Genomic DNA, 19,419 nt, shown 5'->3' with positions numbered 1-19,419 from the left:
CAATTTATTAAGGTTCCTTTACAAAAAACCACGTCAAGACATAGAGATAAAAAAACCGTAGTAAGCATACACTCACTACGGTTAAGATTTATTTATTTTATTTTTTATTTAAAATCTATAAAAACTAAAACTACCTTCAGTTACAGCAAATGCTGTTCCTTTATTTGTTCCAGAAAAACTAAATGTTCCTTTGATTTTTTACTATCAATGACAGTAATAGTAATAGTTCCTGATGTCGCTACGGCATTATCGATTTCTGGCAAAAAACTAAAATCTGCTTGATAAGTTGTAGTAAGTTTTTTTAAATCATGAACAATTGGATAGGTTCCTGCAGTAGCATTTAAAGGCATCCACAAAGAAACTCTTCTAAATGTGTTATCTATACCTTGAAAGCCCATTAAAGCCATCGCTTCTGATTCTGATAATTCAGGTTGAAGAGAATAAGAAGCTCCATTATATTTAAATTTAATAAAATTTTCTGTGGTTACAATCTCATCCTCGTCTGAAGAATCATTATTACTACAGGAGAAAGACATTGTTAAAGCTAAAATAGCAAAAGCTAAAAAGGTAATTTTTTTAAAAATTTTCATTTGATTGGGTTAAGTTAATTTAACCGCTAAAATATATTTTTTTAACTATTAAACAGAAATTTAATTATCTATTTTGACAATTATACACATTAGTTCCAGCGATTACTCCTCTTTAATACTTAAAGATTCTAGAGTGTTTATTCTAGCAAAAAAATACCATCGGATTTATTTAGCATCCGATTCGTTACTATTCCCTTTCTGGTTCATCTTTGCAACTAATGCTTTTAAACGTAGTGCTTTTTCTTTTTTCTCTTCTTGAATTTTAGACTTTTTCCGATTTAGCAATTTGGTATGTAAAGCCTTGTTTTTAGTGTTCTTTTCAGGTCCTTTTCCCATGATTCACTTTTCTTTAATTTGCGTTTACAAATATAAGAAACTGAATGCGAATATTTTTGCGGGCGTGTCCTTCCGTAAACTTCAGGTCGGGCTATTCACTGCAAGTCCTCGCACTTCCTTCGTCAGCCTGCGGGCTATCCGCTACTACCCCTCACGCAACCCAACATCCATAAGAAACATAAATTTGTGAGAATATTAAAACAATTAAAAAAACACTATTTTAGCATAACTAGAGTAGTTTCATATAATAAATAATAACATTAAGTGTCTATCCATCACCACTAATACTACAATGAAAAATCATGAAAGAAATATATCATTTAAACTGCGTAAAAATTGTTTCACCAGTAAACGATAATGTTTGCGGACATTGTATTTTAATCAAGGAGAACGATAATCTTATTTTAATAGATACAGGAATTGGGCTTTTAGATATCCAACAACCATTAGAAAGAATAGGACAAGAACTTATTGATATGGTTGGATACCGTTTTAACGAAAATCAAACCGCTATTAGACAAATTGAAGAATTAGGGCTCGATCCTAAAAAAGTCACCGATTGCATTATATCGCATCTGGATAATGATCACATTGGTGGACTTGCTGACTTTCCTAATGCAACAGTTCATGTGGGAATTGAAGAATATGAAAACTATAATTCAGGAAGTCCAAGATATTTAAAAGCACCTTTATCCCATAATCCAACGATCAAGACATATAAAAAATCAGATTTGAATTGGTTCGGATTTGAAGCGAGAAAAGTGGCTACAAATACCGAGACAGAAATTTTCCTTATTCCACTTTTTGGACATACCTTAGGGCATTGTGGAGTAGCTTTAAAAAAAGACAATAAATGGATATTTTATATTGCAGATGCCTACTATATGAGGATAGAACTCAATGATAGTAGCCATCCCGTAAACCAATTAGCCAGAATGAGAGCCGAAGACAATGATTTAAGATTAAACTCCTTAGATAAAATCAGGACTTTAATAAATGAACACCCAGAAATTGAAGTTTTTGGATATCATGATATTGAAGAATTTAGACTTTACGAGAAACAACCATTAAGTCAACAAGATAAATAGTAAACAGAAAAAATAGTTGGATAAAGAAAAAATTAATAGCATCACACGATTTGAAAAGACCTTCTCATATCTCAGGAAATTGGGAAACACAATCCCAAGTGCAAAGAAAACATATGAATTACTAAAAGAATTGACTCTAGAAACTAGCAATGTACAATCAGATATTTTAATTTCTGAACTCAATAAAATTCAATATGCTTCTAATACAAATAGTTTTTTTTATTTCTATTTTCCAATAGTCAGTCATATTTTATATTACAAACCTGAATACGAAAAAGACATTTTAAAATATTTAATAGAACCTAATTTTGCAAATGGAACATCAAAGGTTAGTGAAATGATTTTTTTAATTATAAGTGCAATGAATTTTAAACTTAATGAAAATAAAAATTATTTGACTAAAGAAAGTCAATTTTGGATTACAAATGAATTTCCTAAATTAGAAAAACAGATTCAACGAGAAATAGAAGAATGTCGGAAAGAATTAGACGAATATGAAATTCAATAGATTATTTGATACAATCTCATTAAAAAGGTAAATATGAAAGAGAGAATAGCATTAGAATACTATGTTTTGGATGTGTTTTCTAATACGAGTTATAAAGGAAACCCATTGTCTGTTGTTTTTACTGATGGCGATTTAGAGTTAGAAGTGTACCAAAATATTTCTAAGGAATTTGGATACTCAGAAACCTCCTTTGTTTATTACTCTACAAAACAAAAAGCACTTAATGTTCGTTCATTTACACCTATGGGTTTTGAAATAGATGGAGCAGGACACAATTTATTAGGAGCAGTTAGTGGTGCATTGTTAAAAGAATTACCAATATTCGATGAACAAAATGAGGACAATCGTTTTGTAATCATGAAACATTCACCAATACGATTAACCGCAAGTTTTGATTCTGTCACACAATATCCTATTGTACAAATGCATCAAAAACAAGCTGTAATAAAACATCAAATTCCCACTTACAGAATTGCAATAGCACTTGGTCTGAAAATAGAAGATTTAGAAGTTAATATGCTTGTTCCAACAGTTGTTCAAACAGAAGTTGCTCATGTAATGGTTCCAATCAGAACTGCCCAATTACTTAATGACTGCACGCCTGACAGCAAACTATTAATTGAAATATCAAAAGAATACCAATTTGAAGGATTTTATTGTTTTACAATCACCGATAATAATAAAGATAACATCGTCGAGGCACGATTTTTTAATCCCATAATCGGAATACATGAAGATGCTGCCACAGGAACCGCAGCCGGTCCTTTAATAGGTTTTTTAACAAAGATGAAGTATACACAACCTAACAAGGAATATCAAATCTTACAGGGCGTAAAATTAAACCAACCCTCGCTCATTGAAGTAATGAGTAGAGAAAATGATATTTTAGTTGGTGGCTCTTCTGCTATAACAATGCGTGGAGAGCTTTATATATAAAACTCATCTTATTTTTCACATTATTAAAACTACAAATTTTTATGACCCTTTATGAAAGATACTTAAATGGAGAAACAGAAAAAGTCTATGAAGACATTCATAAATTAGGCAAAAATGCATTTCTACCAGATACTATTTTTGATATTGAAAAAGTATTAACCGAAACTTTTGAAAGAGTTGCCTTTAACCTTGATATCATTTACAAAGAACTAGTTGAAATGAATTATCTTTTTAAAACAGATGTTCAATTTAACTTTGAACGCCCATTAATCAAGCCTCTTCCACAAACAGATCAATTATTATCTGAACTAAATGAAATTGTTAAACCATTTGGCTTTGTCCCTACATCCTTAAAATTGTTTTATAAAATTGTAGGTGCCTGCAATTTTGAATGGGATTATAACACTAATGAAGACTTTATTTGGGAATGTGCAGATCCAATTCAAATTATAAGATCTCATCTCGTATATTGCTGAAGAAGACAATCAGGAAATTTTTCACGAATCATACGAAGAAGATGGATTTATTCATCTCGAACTTTCTTCTGATTACTTACATAAAGATAATATTAGTGGTGGAATACCTTATTCGCTTCAAATTACGCAACAACCAAGCATAGATTCTAATTTTTTATATGAAGAGCACCATACCACATTTATAAATTATTTGAGAATTTGTTTCGATAATTGCGGTTTCTCAAGAATAACAAATCCAGAATACAATAATGATTATAAAGCTTTTTTTAAAAAAGTAAAACCACAATTAAAAAAAATATAACATAAGCTCTATTTTTAGCGCAAAAGGATTACACAAAAGTTCGTAAAGTTTATAAATAGCTTTGCGAACCTTTGCTCCCGATAGCTATCGGGACTGTGCTCTTTGCGGTATTTTTTTGTCAACCAAAAAGTTTCAAACAAAAAAAAATCCTCATCAAATTCATGATGAGGATTCTAAAGAAAGGCGACGACATACTCTCCCACATAACTGCAGTACCATCTGCGCAGGCGGGCTTAACTACTCTGTTCGGGATGGGAAGAGGTGAGCCCCGCCGCAATAACCACCTTAAGGTCGTTAGTTGCTTTAGGCAACTTTTGTAATAAAAATTAAAAATTAACAATTGATAATTACAATAATATCTTAACACACTGAGATAAAGAAAAAATAATTTTTTAGAAAGTTTCTCCCCCACACCGTAGTGTGGGGAAAAGCGTACATAAGCTTACGGATTATTAGTACTACTCGACTATGACATTACTGCCTTTACATCTATAGCCTATCAACGTGGTCATCTCCCACGATCCTTAAAAGAAATCTCATCTTGTGGTGGGTTTCGCGCTTATATGCTTTCAGCGCTTATCCCTTCCAAACGTAGCTACTCTGCGGTGCTCCTGGCGGAACAACAGATACACTAGAGGTTTGTCCAATTCGGTCCTCTCGTACTAGAATCAGATCCACTCAAATTTCTTGCGCCCACAGTAGATAGAGACCGAACTGTCTCACGACGTTCTGAACCCAGCTCGCGTGCCACTTTAATGGGCGAACAGCCCAACCCTTGGGACCTTCTCCAGCCCCAGGATGTGACGAGCCGACATCGAGGTGCCAAACCCCCCCGTCGATATGAGCTCTTGGGGGAGATCAGCCTGTTATCCCCGGCGTACCTTTTATCCTTTGAGCGATGGCCCTTCCATGCGGAACCACCGGATCACTATGCTCTACTTTCGTACCTGATCGACCTGTATGTCTCTCAGTCAAGCTCCCTTATGCCATTGCACTCTACGCACGGTTACCAAGCGTACTGAGGGAACCTTTAGAAGCCTCCGTTACTCTTTTGGAGGCGACCACCCCAGTCAAACTACCCACCAAGCAATGTCCCCCGCAATAACGGGGTTAGGCCTCAGATAAACAAAGGGTTGTATTTCAACAATGACTCCACAACGCCTAGCGACGCCACTTCACAGTCTCCAACCTATCCTACACATCATTTATCCAAGGTCAATACTAAGCTATAGTAAAGGTGCACAGGGTCTTTTCGTCCCACTGCGGGTAAGCGGCATCTTCACCGCTACTACAATTTCACCGAGCTCATGGCTGAGACAGTGTCCAGATCGTTACACCATTCGTGCAGGTCGGAACTTACCCGACAAGGAATTTCGCTACCTTAGGACCGTTATAGTTACGGCCGCCGTTTACTGGGGCTTCAATTCAATGCTTCTCCGAAGATAACATCTCCTCTTAACCTTCCAGCACCGGGCAGGTGTCAGGCCCTATACTTCATCTTACGATTTTGCAGAGCCCTGTGTTTTTGATAAACAGTCGCCTGGACCTCTTCACTGCGGCCAGCATTGCTGCTGGCGACCTTTCTCCCGAAGTTACAGGTCTATTTTGCCTAATTCCTTAGCCATGAATCTCTCGAGCACCTTAGGATTCTCTCCTCAACTACCTGTGTCGGTTTACGGTACTGGTACTAATTACCTGAAGTTTAGAGGTTTTTCTTGGAAGCCCTTAGGCGCACTATCTCTTCAACCGAAGTCTCCGAGTACTATCGTATTTCCCCAAAATCTGTGGATTTGCCTGCAGATCTTATAGGTAGGTACTTCAACGAACTATTCCGTCAGTTCGCGGCGCTTTCATCACTCCGTCACCCCATCACAGTAATTAGTAGTACGGGAATATTAACCCGTTAGCCATCGACTGTCCCTTTCGGGTTCGCCTTAGGACCAGACTAACCCACAGCTGATTAGCATAGCTGTGGAAACCTTAGTTTTTCGGTGTGCGGGTTTCTCGCCCGCATTATCGTTACTTATGCCTACATTTTCTTTTCTAACCAGTCCAGCATACCTTACGATACACCTTCAACCCTGTTAGAATGCTCCCCTACCACTTAGAGTAAACTCTAAATCCATAGCTTCGGTAATATGTTTATGCCCGATTATTATCCATGCTCGTCCGCTCGACTAGTGAGCTGTTACGCACTCTTTAAATGAATGGCTGCTTCCAAGCCAACATCCTAGCTGTCTGGGCAGACAAACCTCGTTCTTTCAACTTAACATATATTTGGGGACCTTAGCTGATGGTCTGGGTTCTTTCCCTCTCGGACTTGGACCTTAGCACCCAAGCCCTCACTGTTGTGAAACATTATATAGCATTCGGAGTTTGTCAGGAATTGGTAGGCGGTGAAGCCCCCGCATCCAATCAGTAGCTCTACCTCTATATAACTTTATGCACAACGCTGCACCTAAATGCATTTCGGGGAGTACGAGCTATTTCCGAGTTTGATTGGCCTTTCACCCCTACCCACAGGTCATCCGAAGACTTTTCAACGTCAACCGGTTCGGTCCTCCACTGTGTGTTACCACAGCTTCAACCTGCCCATGGGTAGATCACACGGTTTCGCGTCTAACACTACTGACTAAAGCGCCCTATTCAGACTCGCTTTCGCTACGGATCCGTGGCTTAACCACTTATCCTTGCCAGCAACGTTAACTCGTAGGCTCATTATGCAAAAGGCACGCCGTCACCCCACGAAAGGGCTCCGACCGCTTGTAAGCGTATGGTTTCAGGATCTATTTCACTCCGTTATTCACGGTTCTTTTCACCTTTCCCTCACGGTACTGGTTCACTATCGGTCTCTCAGGAGTATTTAGCCTTAGCGGATGGTCCCGCCAAATTCAGACAGGGTTTCACGTGCCCCGCCCTACTCAGGATACCACTATCATTTACACTCATTACCTATACGGGACTATCACCCTCTGTGGTTCTACTTTCCAGTAGATTCTAATTCTTTGTGCAACAAATATCGTGGTCCTACAACCCCAACATTGCCGTAACAACATTGGTTTGGGCTAATCCGCGTTCGCTCGCCACTACTTACGGAATCACTTTTGTTTTCTTCTCCTCCGCCTACTTAGATGTTTCAGTTCAGCGGGTTTGCCCACCTATCGGTGTACTATGTCTTCAACATAGTGGGTTGCCCCATTCAGGTATCTACGGATCAATTCGTGTGTGCCGATCCCCGTAGCTTTTCGCAGCTTATCACGCCTTTCATCGCCTCTGAGAGCCAAGGCATCCCCCATACGCCCTTATTTTGCTTATTGTACCAATCATAAATTAATATGACCGTTTTTTTTTGTTTTTATTATCGCTAATAAAAACGCTTTCTACTTTTTATTATTTTCTTATCTCAATATGTCAATGAACTTTTATCGCACCCAATTAAGGGATTGACCTGTGGAGAATAACGGAGTCGAACCGTTGACCTCCTGCGTGCAAGGCAGGCGCTCTAGCCAGCTGAGCTAATCCCCCATTTTTAAAATGATGATGAATTATGAGTTATGAATTCGCTCATAAATGCTCAACTTCTAAAATTTCCTTTTATTTAAGTTTAAATAGTAGTCCCGGGCAGACTCGAACTGCCGACCCCTACATTATCAGTGTAGTACTCTAACCAGCTGAGCTACGAGACTCTGTTTTTACTTAAATTTATTATTTGAACTAACAGCAGAGTAATATAATCTTTAGAGATGAACCTTTAAAATCTTTCGTCTTCTTTCCCTAACGTGCATTACTGCTAACATATAGGGCTCTAGAAAGGAGGTGTTCCAGCCGCACCTTCCGGTACGGCTACCTTGTTACGACTTAGCCCTAGTTACCAGTTTTACCCTAGGCAGCTCCTTGCGGTCACCGACTTCAGGCACCCCCAGCTTCCATGGCTTGACGGGCGGTGTGTACAAGGCCCGGGAACGTATTCACCGGATCATGGCTGATATCCGATTACTAGCGATTCCAGCTTCACGGAGTCGAGTTGCAGACTCCGATCCGAACTGTGACCGGTTTTATAGATTCGCTCCTGGTCGCCCAGTGGCTGCTCTCTGTACCGGCCATTGTAGCACGTGTGTAGCCCAAGGCGTAAGGGCCGTGATGATTTGACGTCATCCCCACCTTCCTCACAGTTTGCACTGGCAGTCTTGTTAGAGTTCCCGACATGACTCGCTGGCAACTAACAACAGGGGTTGCGCTCGTTATAGGACTTAACCTGACACCTCACGGCACGAGCTGACGACAACCATGCAGCACCTTGTAATTTGTCTTGCGAAAAATCTGTTTCCAAATCGGTCAAACTACATTTAAGCCTTGGTAAGGTTCCTCGCGTATCATCGAATTAAACCACATGCTCCACCGCTTGTGCGGGCCCCCGTCAATTCCTTTGAGTTTCATTCTTGCGAACGTACTCCCCAGGTGGGATACTTATCACTTTCGCTTAGCCACTGAGATTGCTCCCAACAGCTAGTATCCATCGTTTACGGCGTGGACTACCAGGGTATCTAATCCTGTTCGCTACCCACGCTTTCGTCCATCAGCGTCAATATATTAGTAGTAACCTGCCTTCGCAATTGGTATTCCATGTAATCTCTAAGCATTTCACCGCTACACTACATATTCTAGTTACTTCCTAATAATTCAAGTTTAACAGTATCAATGGCCGTTCCACCGTTGAGCGATGGGCTTTCACCACTGACTTATTAAACCGCCTACGGACCCTTTAAACCCAATGATTCCGGATAACGCTTGGATCCTCCGTATTACCGCGGCTGCTGGCACGGAGTTAGCCGATCCTTATTCTTACAGTACCGTCAAGCTGGTTCACGAACCAGGGTTTCTTCCTGTATAAAAGCAGTTTACAATCCATAGGACCGTCATCCTGCACGCGGCATGGCTGGATCAGGCTTGCGCCCATTGTCCAATATTCCTCACTGCTGCCTCCCGTAGGAGTCTGGTCCGTGTCTCAGTACCAGTGTGGGGGATCTCCCTCTCAGGACCCCTACCCATCGTAGCCTTGGTAAGCCGTTACCTTACCAACTAGCTAATGGGACGCATGCTCATCTTTTACCGTTGTGACTTTAATTATAAAATGATGCCATTCTATAATACTATGAGGTATTAATCCAAATTTCTCTGGGCTATCCCTCTGTAAAAGGTAGATTGCATACGCGTTACGCACCCGTGCGCCGGTCTCTACTTCCGAAGAAGCATACCCCTCGACTTGCATGTGTTAAGCCTGCCGCTAGCGTTCATCCTGAGCCAGGATCAAACTCTTCATCGTATATTTTTATATTATATTGCGACTTCAGATTCTATCGGTCTTATTCAAATCTTGCGATTCTATTACTCTTTATTCTTTGTTTCGAAATCTCTTTCGAAACGGCTGTCAATTCAATATGTCTAAGAACTTGTCTACTTATTTTTGTTCGCTTGTTTCTCAAAGCGGGTGCAAAAGTAATGAACTTCTTTTTAACTGGCAAGATTTTTTTGAAGTTTTTTTTTAGAAACTTTCGTTTCCGTTTTCTTCGTTTTTCTTAGCAGTATTTCAAGGAACTTCCGTTGTTTTATCTCACTTAACTCTTATCTAAAAAAGTGTTCGATGAACTTCGTTTGCGGGGTGCAAATGTAACTTTCGTTTTCCAAACTCACAAGCTTTTTTAAATCTTTTTTTTTTTAGAAACTTTCGTTTCTAAATCCGATTGTTTTGCTTGCCAGTGTATCAGTGAACGTCTTGTTTGTTGCGGGTGCAAAACTACCACCTTTTTATAGATAAACAATACTTTTCGATCGCATTTTTGCGTTTATTTTACGTTTATTTCTTAACGCATTGATAACTCACACCTTACTGTTTGGCTGTTTTTCGGTTTTCTAAGATTTTTCTACTTATTAACTTCTTCTTCTCCTGTTTTCGCTCGGTTTTACTGGGATTTCGGGTTCTCGCGAAGACCAGAAGGCGCAAAGCTTACTACATTGTATTTAAATATGAAGTCTTTTTCGTTTCCCCTAGTCTTGTCACGGCTACTATCGGGATAGCTTCTAGAAAAAATACTCTTATATATACTACAGCCATATCTTACTCCTATATATAAGGAGAAAAACACTCCTTATATATAGGTTCATAAAAGAAGAAGCCTTCTCATAATATGAGAAGGCTTCTTGTAATTTGCTTGAGAATAGAATTCTTAGTTTGTTTTCATTGGTGGTAAATCGAACGCTTTTGATTCGTGTTCGAAATTGTTACGGTGTGCTCCATCACAAAAAGGTTTGTTTGATGACAATCCGCAACGACAAAGTCCTAATGCTGCTCTTCCTTGTAATCCGTATACTGTACCTTCTGAATCCATTATTTCGAAATCACCCTCTATCTTTATAGATCCGTTTTTATTAATAATTAGTTTTGTCTTGCTCATAATGTTCTTTTCTTTTTTGCTCAAAGATTGCAAAATAAATTTCGAACAGTTATCATTGATTTAGAGTTTTTATGAATCAAACACTCTGTTTAAACTAATTCTACTTTATGAGATTATTGTGCTAAGCCATTACACAGCGTTGCACAAAGGCCACACAGGGATTCGCGAAAGCTTTTGATCGATCTTAACGTTTTAATTTTTCATCTTCTGCTCTAAGTTTAATTGCTTTTGAGGCGGGATTCGTTTCTTTAAAAACAAGATCTGTCCTAAATGGCTTGATTGATGCTCCATAACATGAAACCAACAATATTGATTTGTCCAATCGTATTCTTTTTGTACTTCGGCAAACCAAGCGTCATCACGTTTCTTTAGCTCTGCTATAGTTTTTGCTCTTACTTCATTATATATATCTAAATAATATTGTACTTCATGCCCTTTAAATTCATCTCGCCCTCCTTGATCTAAATTTAATGCTGCATTCCATTTTTTCTTTTCTTCTTCATTAAATCCTCTATTTTCAAAAGTAAAAACTTGATAGTACGCTTCTGCCGCCGCTAAGTGCATAATTAATGAACCTATTCTATTTGCTTCTGCATCGTGCAAGTAATCTATTTCATATTGACTCATATTTTTTACTGTATTTTCAACACGTCTTTTAAGATCTTCTAACATCGAAATCATAGCACCAATTTGCGGAGAAGCCCCTTCAACATTACCAATTTTTGCTTCTAGTCTTGGTTTTATACCACTCCCCTCTAGCAATACCCCATAATTACCATCTGTACTTTCTTTGGTTGATGTGATTTTATACTCTTTGACTTTAATCATCTCACCCTTGCGTATACCTAAATTCCATTTTGGAATTTCATCGTTTTTTACAACAGTTTCAAAACTTGAATTAAGCAGCTTAACTGGCTCTAGTACTCCTTTATCATTTTCTAAAAACAATTCAAACTTATCAAAATAGAACTTTCCATTATACAAACACAACCCTCCAAAACTTAATGATTTTGTATTTGAGTCTATTGTACCTTCAACAGTATACGATTTCCATTCTTTATCCTTAACGGGTCTGTCTCTCATATTATCAAAAAAACCATCTTCTTCGTTTTTGGTATCTATTCTAGCCCATACTCCTGCCCAAGCCGATGGCTCATCTGTTTCTACTTTTACTGAAGCAATAACTTTAAATTTTTTCTTAGTGGCCGTTTGTATATCCAGAGTTTGACTAAAAGAGGCCCAATCTCTAGAAATAACCTTTTGTGTTTGAGCGTAAGTCAATAGATGACTTAAAAATAGTAGTACTAATGCTGTTTTTTTCATTGTCTGTTTTTTATTACTAAAAGGTAAATGTAATACTATTTTTTTGAGTCTAAATAAATCCTATTTATAAATTTCTAGACTATTTAGGACACTCTAATAAAAAACATAATATCCTATTTACTAAGCACTTCCGTTTCTTTTTTTTATTTCACGCATCATTTTATTTCCTATACACAAAAAATATTCTTGTAGATTTCACCCTTCTTAAATAATATCTTTATAGCGTCTGTTTATAGAAATTAAATACTGCTAACTAAGCGAAATTGTCACTTCTATCACTGTTAAATATAGCTCGTTTTAGCCCAGATAGAAACGGCATCCTTTGCTTGCCTACTTTAGGCAAGTAAAGATAAAGTGGATAGCTGGAAATTGCTCCTAATAAAAACAGTAAAACTCTCAATTCTATTGCTTATTTTTGCACAGAATTTATCATATTAAAATGTATAAAGTCGGCTTTTGGGCTGCTTTATCTGAAAAATAAAAATCAATTTTATGTTACAAAATCCTAAGAGATATACCATTACTGCTGCTTTACCTTATACTAACGGACCTATTCATATTGGCCATTTGGCGGGCGTTTACGTACCTGCTGATATTTACTCTCGCTTTTTACGTATGCAGGGTAAAGATGTGGCTTTTATATGTGGAAGTGACGAACACGGTGTGGCAATCTCGATGAAGGCTAAGAAAGAAGGGGTTTCCCCTCAAGAAATTATTGATAAATATGATGGGATTATCCGTAAGTCTTTTATCGATTTTGGAATTTCTTTTAATAATTACTCTAGAACTTCGGCTAAGATTCATCACGATACGGCTTCGGATTTTTTTAGAAAGCTGTACGATAAAGGTGATTTTATCGAGGAAGTAACGGAACAATTATATGATGCAAAAGCGAATCAGTTTCTTGCGGATCGTTTTGTAGTTGGTACTTGTCCAAAATGTGGCAATGAAGAAGCTTACGGAGACCAATGCGAAAAATGTGGATCGACGCTTAATGCAACTGATTTGATTAATCCGAAATCGACTATTACTGGTGAAACTCCGATATTAAAATCGACTAAACACTGGTTCTTACCTCTAGATAGATATACTGAGTTCTTGACTGAATGGATTTTGGTTGGACATAAAAATGACTGGAAACCGAATGTTTACGGTCAGGTTAAATCTTGGGTTGATGGTGGTCTTGAACCTCGTGCTGTAACTCGTGACCTTGATTGGGGAATTGATGTTCCTGTGGAAGGTGCTGAAGGAAAAAAATTATATGTTTGGTTTGATGCTCCTATTGGTTACATCTCATCGACTAAGGAATGGGCTGCTCGCGAAGGTAAAGATTGGGAGCCATACTGGAAGAATGAAGACACGAAACTGGTTCATTTTATAGGGAAAGACAATATTGTTTTTCACTGTATCATTTTCCCTGCAATGCTTAAAGCCGAAGGTAGTTATATTTTACCTGACAATGTTCCTGCTAATGAATTCTTGAATTTGGAAGGAAATAAACTTTCGACTTCTAAAAACTGGGCAGTTTGGTTGCATGAATATTTAGAAGATTTCCCTGAGAAACAAGATGTTTTGCGTTATGCTCTAACAGCTAATGCTCCGGAAACGAAAGACAATGATTTTACCTGGAAAGATTTTCAGGCTAGAAACAACAACGAATTGGTTGCCGTTTTTGGTAACTTTATTAATCGTGTTGTGGTTTTGACTAATAAATATTACGACGGTTTTATTCCTTCACCAAATGAATTAACTGAGATTGATGAAGCTACTTTGACGGAATTAAAAGCATATCCTGCTGTTATTTCTAGTTCTGTGGAGCGTTACAGATTTCGTGAAGCTTTGGGTGAGTTGATGAATGTTGCTCGTTTGGGTAATAAATATCTTGCTGATGAAGAGCCTTGGAAAGTAATGAAAGATAATCCTGAGCGTGTAAAAACTCAAATGTATGTTGCTTTACAAATTGCTGCAGCATTGAGCGTTTTATCTGAACCTTTCTTGCCGTTTACTGCTACTAAATTATCACGAATATTAAAGAATGATGGCAAACTGAAATGGAATGACGTTTCTGAGAATTCAGAATTAATTCCTGCTGGTCACCAAATTGGTGAAGCCGAATTACTTTTTGCTAAAATTGAAGACGAAGAAATACAAAAACAAATAGATAAATTGGAAGCTACAAAAACAGCTAATCTTGCCGAAAGCAAACAACCTGAACCTCAAAAGGAGTTAATTCAGTTTGAAGATTTTGCTAAAATGGACATTCGTGTTGGAACTATCCTTGAAGCTGAGAAAATGCCAAAGGCTAATAAACTTTTAGTTCTTAAGGTTGATACTGGAATTGACGTTCGTACGATTGTTTCGGGAATTGCCGAAAGCTTTACTCCTGAAGAAATTATTGGTAAACGTGTTTCGGTTTTAGCAAACCTAGCGCCTAGAGCCTTACGTGGTGTTGAAAGTCAAGGTATGATTTTGATGACTACAAATGCTGAAGGAAAGCTGGTTTTTATTAATCCTGATGCTGATGCTCCAAACGGAGAAACTGTAAACTAAGCTTTTTTTGTGAAAGGTGAAATGTTAGATGCGAAACATAAAAATATAAGATAATTCTTCTTTTTTTATATGATTTCAAAATTTATAATCGTATTTTTGTCTCGACTAAATATGTAAAGGACTTTCGATAAAAATTTATTTAAAGTTAACAATAAGCGGGCCCTCGCCAAGGTGCTGGAGCAGGAAACTGCCCTAAATCTATCCTTTGGATATTTAGTCACACCTAAAGCGAGGGTTTCGTGCGTTTAATATTTTCGATATGACTAAAGAAAATCAAAACACATCACATCATGATGTAATGCCATCTGTGGCAAACTTCCTTTCTGAGCTCTGGCTTGAAGGATATTTTAGAGACCAACCTGAGTATTTAACCGAGATCTTTGAGACTATTCTTGAAACTGAAATTGGTGACAACATCGACTTAAGAACTAAAATGATTGGTTGTATAAAAACCAGTCGAATGTTAGCAAAAGCGCTTGAGCCTTTTTCCGATAGACAAATTCAAGACGCCTGCGATACAATTATTAATGCTTAAGTTCAATAACGCAAAACGCATGAAATTCTTTATTGAATCATGCGTTTTAATTTTAAAAAAATAACTGTTCTTGACTAATTATGTTTAAGAAAAAAGCAAGATATTAGCCAACAAAAAACACCCCCCCTCAATAAATTAAAAATGATTAAAAAATTACTCCTCCCCCTTTTGTTCTTAAATAGTTTGATCTCTTTTTCACAGGAAATTGTTAGCGCTACACTAGTTGACTTGAAAAAGAATCGTGATGTTTTTCAGACTATAAATAATGACAAAAATGAAGTTACATTGTTTATTAGTGATAAAGAAAAGGTAAAAGCCATTCGACTTAACGAAAAAATGCAAATTGCTGACAGTATTTCTACCGAAAGACCAAATACTAGAGCGTACTCTAACATGATTGGCTATAATAGTAGCAATGATAATACAAGATTATTTTGGTCATCAAATGATTATGAAGATGTGTTTTCTCAATTGTATGACTTCACTAGTCGTAAGGTTGTAACACAGCAATATTCTCTTATTTTTAAAAATGAAAAGGTTTTACAGAAATTCAGTGGAAATGAAAACTTTTATATTTTAAGCGTTATAAAGAAAAGTAATAATTTTAAGCTCCATATTTTTGATAAAGATGGTGCTCATAAAGAACAAATAATCAATTTAGATGGATTTCGCTTTTTTAGATATGGCTACACCAAAACAGATTTGTATGGTGTTTTTGAAGAAAACCTACTTCCTTTTGAAGTTCCTTTTACATTACAAAATATCAATGTTAAAAATCCAACTTCATTAACCGATGCCGCGAAAAAGAGAAAATGTTATTTTGACAATAACCAAATCATAATAACTCTAGATGCCAATATCGATTATACTCAAGTCATTACTCTTGATTTAATCAATTTTGTTGCTACTGAAAAAATGATTAAAAAACGTTCAATAGCAACTAGTGAACGCCATTTTCTAAATTCAAACTCATTCTTTTTTGACAATAAACTATATCAAGTAAAAACCTCTTCTGAGTTATTTTACTTTACAATAAAGGACTTAAACGACAATCTAATAAAGGAATACCAAGCCAATGCAATTAATCCTATCGACTTTAAAAATTCTGAATTTTATCAGGAAGGTGGCGCTTTTGGAGGAAAAAGAACGCTGGATAACAGCTCTCAATTTATCCGAAAAATAAACAATTTGAATACTGCAATTTCTTGTTATCATATAGGGCAAAGTACTTTAGTAACTTTTGGAGGTGTCTCTGCATCGCAACAATCTGGTGGGCAAGCCGCAATGTCTCAATTTGGACTTATTGGTGCATTAGCTGGAGTTGCATTTTTTAGCCCAACGATGGAAAGCTTTAATTCCTATTCTAACAAAAAAGTAGTTAAAATAGAAAGTCTATTCGACAGCCAAGGAAATCATATAAAAGGAGATTTACAACCATTAGCTTTTGATAAAATTCGAACTTTCTTTGATGATAATAATAATGTCTCATCGCAAACATTATTTAAAACTGACTATTATTATTTAGGCTATTATGATAATAAGACTAAAGAATATATTATACGAAAATTTGTTGACTAAAAATCTATATCAATTTTCTCATTTAATTTAAAAAACAAAACGCATGAATCTCTTAATTGATTCATGCGTTTTAATTTAAAAAAAATAACTGTTCTTGACTAATTATGTTTAAGAAAAAAACAAGATATTAGCCTACAAAAAACACCCTTCAATAAATTAAAAATGATTAAAAAATTACTCCTCACCTCTTTATTTTTAAATAGTTTATTCTCCTTTTCGCAAGATATTGTAAAGGAATTTGATCTGAAATTAGAAAAGAAAAGAGACTTTTTTCAAGTAGTTAATGAGGATGAAAAAGAAGTTATTATATTTTTGAATGACAAAGAAAAGGTTACGTCTATAAGATTTGATCAAAAATTTAGCATTATAGATTCTTTGACTACTTCGAGGCCAGAAAAAAAATACGGCAATATCATTGGTTATAGTAAAACGGATGATAATTATTTTATTTTTTGGGCATCGGAAGACAGAAAAGAAATCAGTTCTCAATATTTTAATTTTGCAAAAAAAGAAACAAAAACAACTTCAATTAATCTCGAATTAAAAAAGGAAAAAATAGTTAAAGAACTTACCATAAACAATGTCTTTTATCTCATTACTATTATAAAAAACACGAGCATTTTAAAATTTTATATTTCTAATAATGATGGAAATCTAAATACAAAAACAATCGATTTGTCAAATTTGCAATTTAAAAATAAACTGGCAAATGAAGTAAACCTATATACGGCATTAACAGAAAAGTCATCGGATATTTTCATTCAGAATATAAGCACCGACAGCCCACCTTCTTTAGCATTGAGCACAAAGCAATATAAAATTTACACGTACAAAAATGATGAAATTATTTTTACAATAGATAATAATGCTTTCTCAACAGATATCTTAAAAATTAATCTGAATGATTTTACTGGAAATTTAAAATCAATTCAACAGCCAGCAATAGCCAGAGGTGCATACGGATCTATTATATTTAAGTCGAATTCATTCTTAATAGATGATAAAATTATTCAAATCAAAACCAATCCCGAAGTTCTATTTCTGACCATAAGTGATCAAAATGGGAATAAAATTAATCAGTTTATAGCCTCCCGAGAGGAAGAAATTACTTTTAAAAACTCAGATGTTTTTCAGGAAATAAAAAGTATTCATAACAAAAAGGTTCTTGAAAAACCAAAACAATTTATACGAAAAATCAACGACTCTAATCCTGGAATATCATGTTATAAGCTAAATGGTTTATATTATACGGTAATTGGAAGTTCACAAGAAATAGTACATAGAGGAGGACCGACAGGAATGGGAATAGGTGCTGGATTTGGAGGTAGTTTTAACGTCGCTCCTATGTCATTTGATTTTTTATCAAGTTATACTATTGGAAATTTAATTTCTTATAAAGATAAAAATGTTGTTTATACGAACTGTTTGTTTGATTCAAATTTTAATCATTTAGAAAATAAAATCGGAATCTCAGCATTTGAAAAAGCCAGATTATTTTTAGAAGAGAATGAAGAACTTATAGAGAGTATATCTATTTTTGGTAGAGATTTATATAAAGATTTAATTATTTTTAAATTCAATGCCACCTTGTATTTAGGAAACTATAACAAAGAGAACAAGAAATATCAAATTTTTAGTTTTAGTGAATGATTAAGAATCAGTACTAATTTTAAAATATACAATTTTGACAAAAATGAAAATTACAAAACCTAGATTAGCTTTAATCTGTGGAATACTCTGCATATCGATTTTCCCAATATTGGTCAAGCTCCGTTTGACTCCTGGATTAATTTCGGCTTTCTATAGAATGGCTTTTGCCATAAGCTTGTTGCTACCTTATGTACTTATTACAAAAAGCTTTAAAATTCCGAATACTAAATTCGTGATTCTGGCTGCGCTTTGCGGTGTTTTATTTGCATCAGATGTTGCTGTCTGGAATATTGCCATTCAGGAATCGAGTGCTACTCAGGCTTCTTTATTAACAAATCTTTCTCCACTTTGGGTTGGTATTGGTTCTTATTTCTTTTTAAAAACAAAACCTGCGACCAATTTTTGGATAGGAACAGCTGTAGCCTTGTTCGGAATGATTACATTAGTTGGATTCTCGTTTTTTATTAATCTAAGTTTTGACAAAGCTTTTCTTCTTGCGGTATTATCTGGAATCTTATACTCTATTTATTTATTGGTAAGTAAAAATGTTCTTTCAGAAGTTGATGTTTTGTCCTTTATGACAATTGCCCTATTGGCTTCAAGCATTTATTTAGGCATTCTTTGTTACGCTTTAGATGAGCCTTTTACGGGATTCTCTAATACTGGTTGGTTTGTATTGGTGCTTCAGGCTGTAATATGCCAATTGTGTGCTTGGCTTTGCTTAAGTTATGCCACACAACATATGCGAGCTACGAGAGTTTCGCTAAGTTTATTAAGTCAGGCAGTGCTTACGTCTATTCTGGCATGGTTATTTCTGGATGAAAAGATTACAATACAAATGCTTATTGGAGGTGCTATTTTATTATTCGGAATCAGGATTACGTTTTATGATAAAACTATTTCGTTGAAAAAATTAAGATTGAGAAATCGCACAAGGATTAAACAAATTCAATAAAGCGTAAAAAAATCTCACGCAGATTCAAGAGATTTTGTAGTTCTTTTTTAAATCATTAAATTTATTAATCTATGATAAAAAATAGAATGCGGATGATGTGTATTCGCTAAAGCAAAAACACAAATAAAAACAGCTTTTTTA

13 protein-coding genes, 2 tRNA genes and 3 rRNA genes are annotated in these 19,419 nt (G+C 35.9%); 9 read left to right on the top strand and 9 right to left on the bottom strand.

The window, feature by feature from the left end; all coding sequences use genetic code 11:
- Positions 1 to 140: 140 nt before the first annotated feature.
- On the bottom strand, positions 141 to 590 hold the full coding sequence (locus EAG11_RS18435) for a hypothetical protein (RefSeq protein WP_129540462.1): 450 nt from the start codon (positions 588 to 590) through the stop codon (positions 141 to 143).
- A gap of 165 nt (positions 591 to 755) precedes the next feature.
- A complete protein-coding gene (locus tag EAG11_RS21860) occupies positions 756 to 926 on the bottom strand; it encodes a hypothetical protein (RefSeq protein ID WP_164998734.1) in 171 nt (56 codons plus the stop codon).
- 302 nt (positions 927 to 1,228) lie between these two features.
- On the opposite strand from EAG11_RS21860, the gene EAG11_RS18430 reads away from it, so the two are divergent.
- The 4 genes from EAG11_RS18430 (at position 1,229) to EAG11_RS22480 (ending at position 3,934) form a co-directional block, all read left to right on the top strand.
- Entirely contained in the window at positions 1,229 to 2,014 is a 786-nt protein-coding gene (locus EAG11_RS18430; RefSeq protein ID WP_129540461.1) for an MBL fold metallo-hydrolase, read from the top strand.
- Between the two features lie 79 nt (positions 2,015 to 2,093).
- The gene (locus EAG11_RS18425) at positions 2,094 to 2,522 is read left to right on the top strand and encodes a hypothetical protein (protein ID WP_242499200.1); all 429 of its coding nucleotides are present in this window, start codon (positions 2,094 to 2,096) and stop codon (positions 2,520 to 2,522) included.
- Between the two features lie 33 nt (positions 2,523 to 2,555).
- Entirely contained in the window at positions 2,556 to 3,458 is a 903-nt protein-coding gene (locus EAG11_RS18420; RefSeq protein ID WP_129540460.1) for a PhzF family phenazine biosynthesis protein, read from the top strand.
- Positions 3,459 to 3,499: 41 nt separating this feature from the next.
- Entirely contained in the window at positions 3,500 to 3,934 is a 435-nt protein-coding gene (locus tag EAG11_RS22480; RefSeq protein ID WP_242499199.1) for a hypothetical protein, read from the top strand.
- Positions 3,935 to 4,413: 479 nt separating this feature from the next.
- Here EAG11_RS22480 and rrf read toward each other — a convergent pair.
- From rrf to EAG11_RS18380, 7 genes are all read right to left on the bottom strand, one after another.
- A 5S ribosomal RNA gene (gene rrf / locus EAG11_RS18410) occupies positions 4,414 to 4,523 on the bottom strand.
- Positions 4,524 to 4,667: 144 nt separating this feature from the next.
- A 23S ribosomal RNA gene (locus EAG11_RS18405) occupies positions 4,668 to 7,552 on the bottom strand.
- Between the two features lie 134 nt (positions 7,553 to 7,686).
- Positions 7,687 to 7,760: transfer RNA gene (locus tag EAG11_RS18400), tRNA-Ala, on the bottom strand.
- An 87-nt stretch (positions 7,761 to 7,847) separates the two neighbouring features.
- Positions 7,848 to 7,921, bottom strand: a tRNA-Ile gene (locus EAG11_RS18395).
- A 123-nt stretch (positions 7,922 to 8,044) separates the two neighbouring features.
- A 16S ribosomal RNA gene (locus EAG11_RS18390) occupies positions 8,045 to 9,558 on the bottom strand.
- Together the 16S, 23S and 5S rRNA genes with 2 tRNA genes alongside form the textbook arrangement of a ribosomal RNA operon.
- A 901-nt stretch (positions 9,559 to 10,459) precedes the next feature.
- Positions 10,460 to 10,687 carry a CDGSH iron-sulfur domain-containing protein gene (locus EAG11_RS18385; RefSeq protein WP_129540459.1) on the bottom strand — a complete coding sequence of 76 codons (228 nt, stop codon included), beginning with the start codon at positions 10,685 to 10,687 and terminating at the stop codon, positions 10,460 to 10,462.
- Between the two features lie 192 nt (positions 10,688 to 10,879).
- A complete protein-coding gene (locus tag EAG11_RS18380) occupies positions 10,880 to 12,010 on the bottom strand; it encodes a DinB family protein (RefSeq protein WP_129540458.1) in 1,131 nt (376 codons plus the stop codon).
- Between the two features lie 492 nt (positions 12,011 to 12,502).
- Between EAG11_RS18380 and metG the strand changes: the two genes are divergently transcribed.
- From metG to EAG11_RS18355, 5 genes are all read left to right on the top strand, one after another.
- Positions 12,503 to 14,560, top strand: coding sequence for a methionine--tRNA ligase (metG, locus tag EAG11_RS18375; protein WP_129540457.1), 2,058 nt, complete (start codon positions 12,503 to 12,505; stop codon positions 14,558 to 14,560).
- Between the two features lie 259 nt (positions 14,561 to 14,819).
- Entirely contained in the window at positions 14,820 to 15,095 is a 276-nt protein-coding gene (locus tag EAG11_RS18370; protein WP_129540456.1) for a hypothetical protein, read from the top strand.
- A gap of 141 nt (positions 15,096 to 15,236) precedes the next feature.
- Positions 15,237 to 16,673 carry a hypothetical protein gene (locus EAG11_RS18365; RefSeq protein ID WP_129540455.1) on the top strand — a complete coding sequence of 479 codons (1,437 nt, stop codon included), beginning with the start codon at positions 15,237 to 15,239 and terminating at the stop codon, positions 16,671 to 16,673.
- A 162-nt stretch (positions 16,674 to 16,835) separates the two neighbouring features.
- Positions 16,836 to 18,323, top strand: a complete 1,488-nt coding sequence (locus EAG11_RS18360) for a hypothetical protein (protein WP_129540454.1) — start codon at positions 16,836 to 16,838, stop codon at positions 18,321 to 18,323.
- A gap of 43 nt (positions 18,324 to 18,366) precedes the next feature.
- Positions 18,367 to 19,278, top strand: a complete 912-nt coding sequence (locus EAG11_RS18355) for a DMT family transporter (RefSeq protein WP_129540453.1) — start codon at positions 18,367 to 18,369, stop codon at positions 19,276 to 19,278.
- Positions 19,279 to 19,419: the final 141 nt, after the last annotated feature.

The sequence above is a fragment of the Flavobacterium sp. 140616W15 genome (assembly GCF_003668995.1).
Taxonomy (GTDB): Bacteria; Bacteroidota; Bacteroidia; order Flavobacteriales; family Flavobacteriaceae; genus Flavobacterium.
This window is presented reverse-complemented; position numbering and strand designations above follow the sequence as displayed.

Coding starts and splice junctions, on each gene's coding strand:
- EAG11_RS18385 (WP_129540459.1), bottom strand. CDS start 10,687: ATGAGCAAGACAAAACTAATTATTAATAAAAACGGATCTATAAAGATA.
- EAG11_RS18435 (WP_129540462.1), bottom strand. CDS start 590: ATGAAAATTTTTAAAAAAATTACCTTTTTAGCTTTTGCTATTTTAGCT.
- EAG11_RS18355 (WP_129540453.1), top strand. CDS start 18,367: ATGAAAATTACAAAACCTAGATTAGCTTTAATCTGTGGAATACTCTGC.
- EAG11_RS18380 (WP_129540458.1), bottom strand. CDS start 12,010: ATGAAAAAAACAGCATTAGTACTACTATTTTTAAGTCATCTATTGACT.
- EAG11_RS21860 (WP_164998734.1), bottom strand. CDS start 926: ATGGGAAAAGGACCTGAAAAGAACACTAAAAACAAGGCTTTACATACC.
- EAG11_RS18420 (WP_129540460.1), top strand. CDS start 2,556: ATGAAAGAGAGAATAGCATTAGAATACTATGTTTTGGATGTGTTTTCT.
- EAG11_RS22480 (WP_242499199.1), top strand. CDS start 3,500: ATGACCCTTTATGAAAGATACTTAAATGGAGAAACAGAAAAAGTCTAT.
- EAG11_RS18430 (WP_129540461.1), top strand. CDS start 1,229: ATGAAAGAAATATATCATTTAAACTGCGTAAAAATTGTTTCACCAGTA.
- EAG11_RS18370 (WP_129540456.1), top strand. CDS start 14,820: ATGACTAAAGAAAATCAAAACACATCACATCATGATGTAATGCCATCT.
- metG (WP_129540457.1), top strand. CDS start 12,503: ATGTTACAAAATCCTAAGAGATATACCATTACTGCTGCTTTACCTTAT.
- EAG11_RS18360 (WP_129540454.1), top strand. CDS start 16,836: ATGATTAAAAAATTACTCCTCACCTCTTTATTTTTAAATAGTTTATTC.
- EAG11_RS18365 (WP_129540455.1), top strand. CDS start 15,237: ATGATTAAAAAATTACTCCTCCCCCTTTTGTTCTTAAATAGTTTGATC.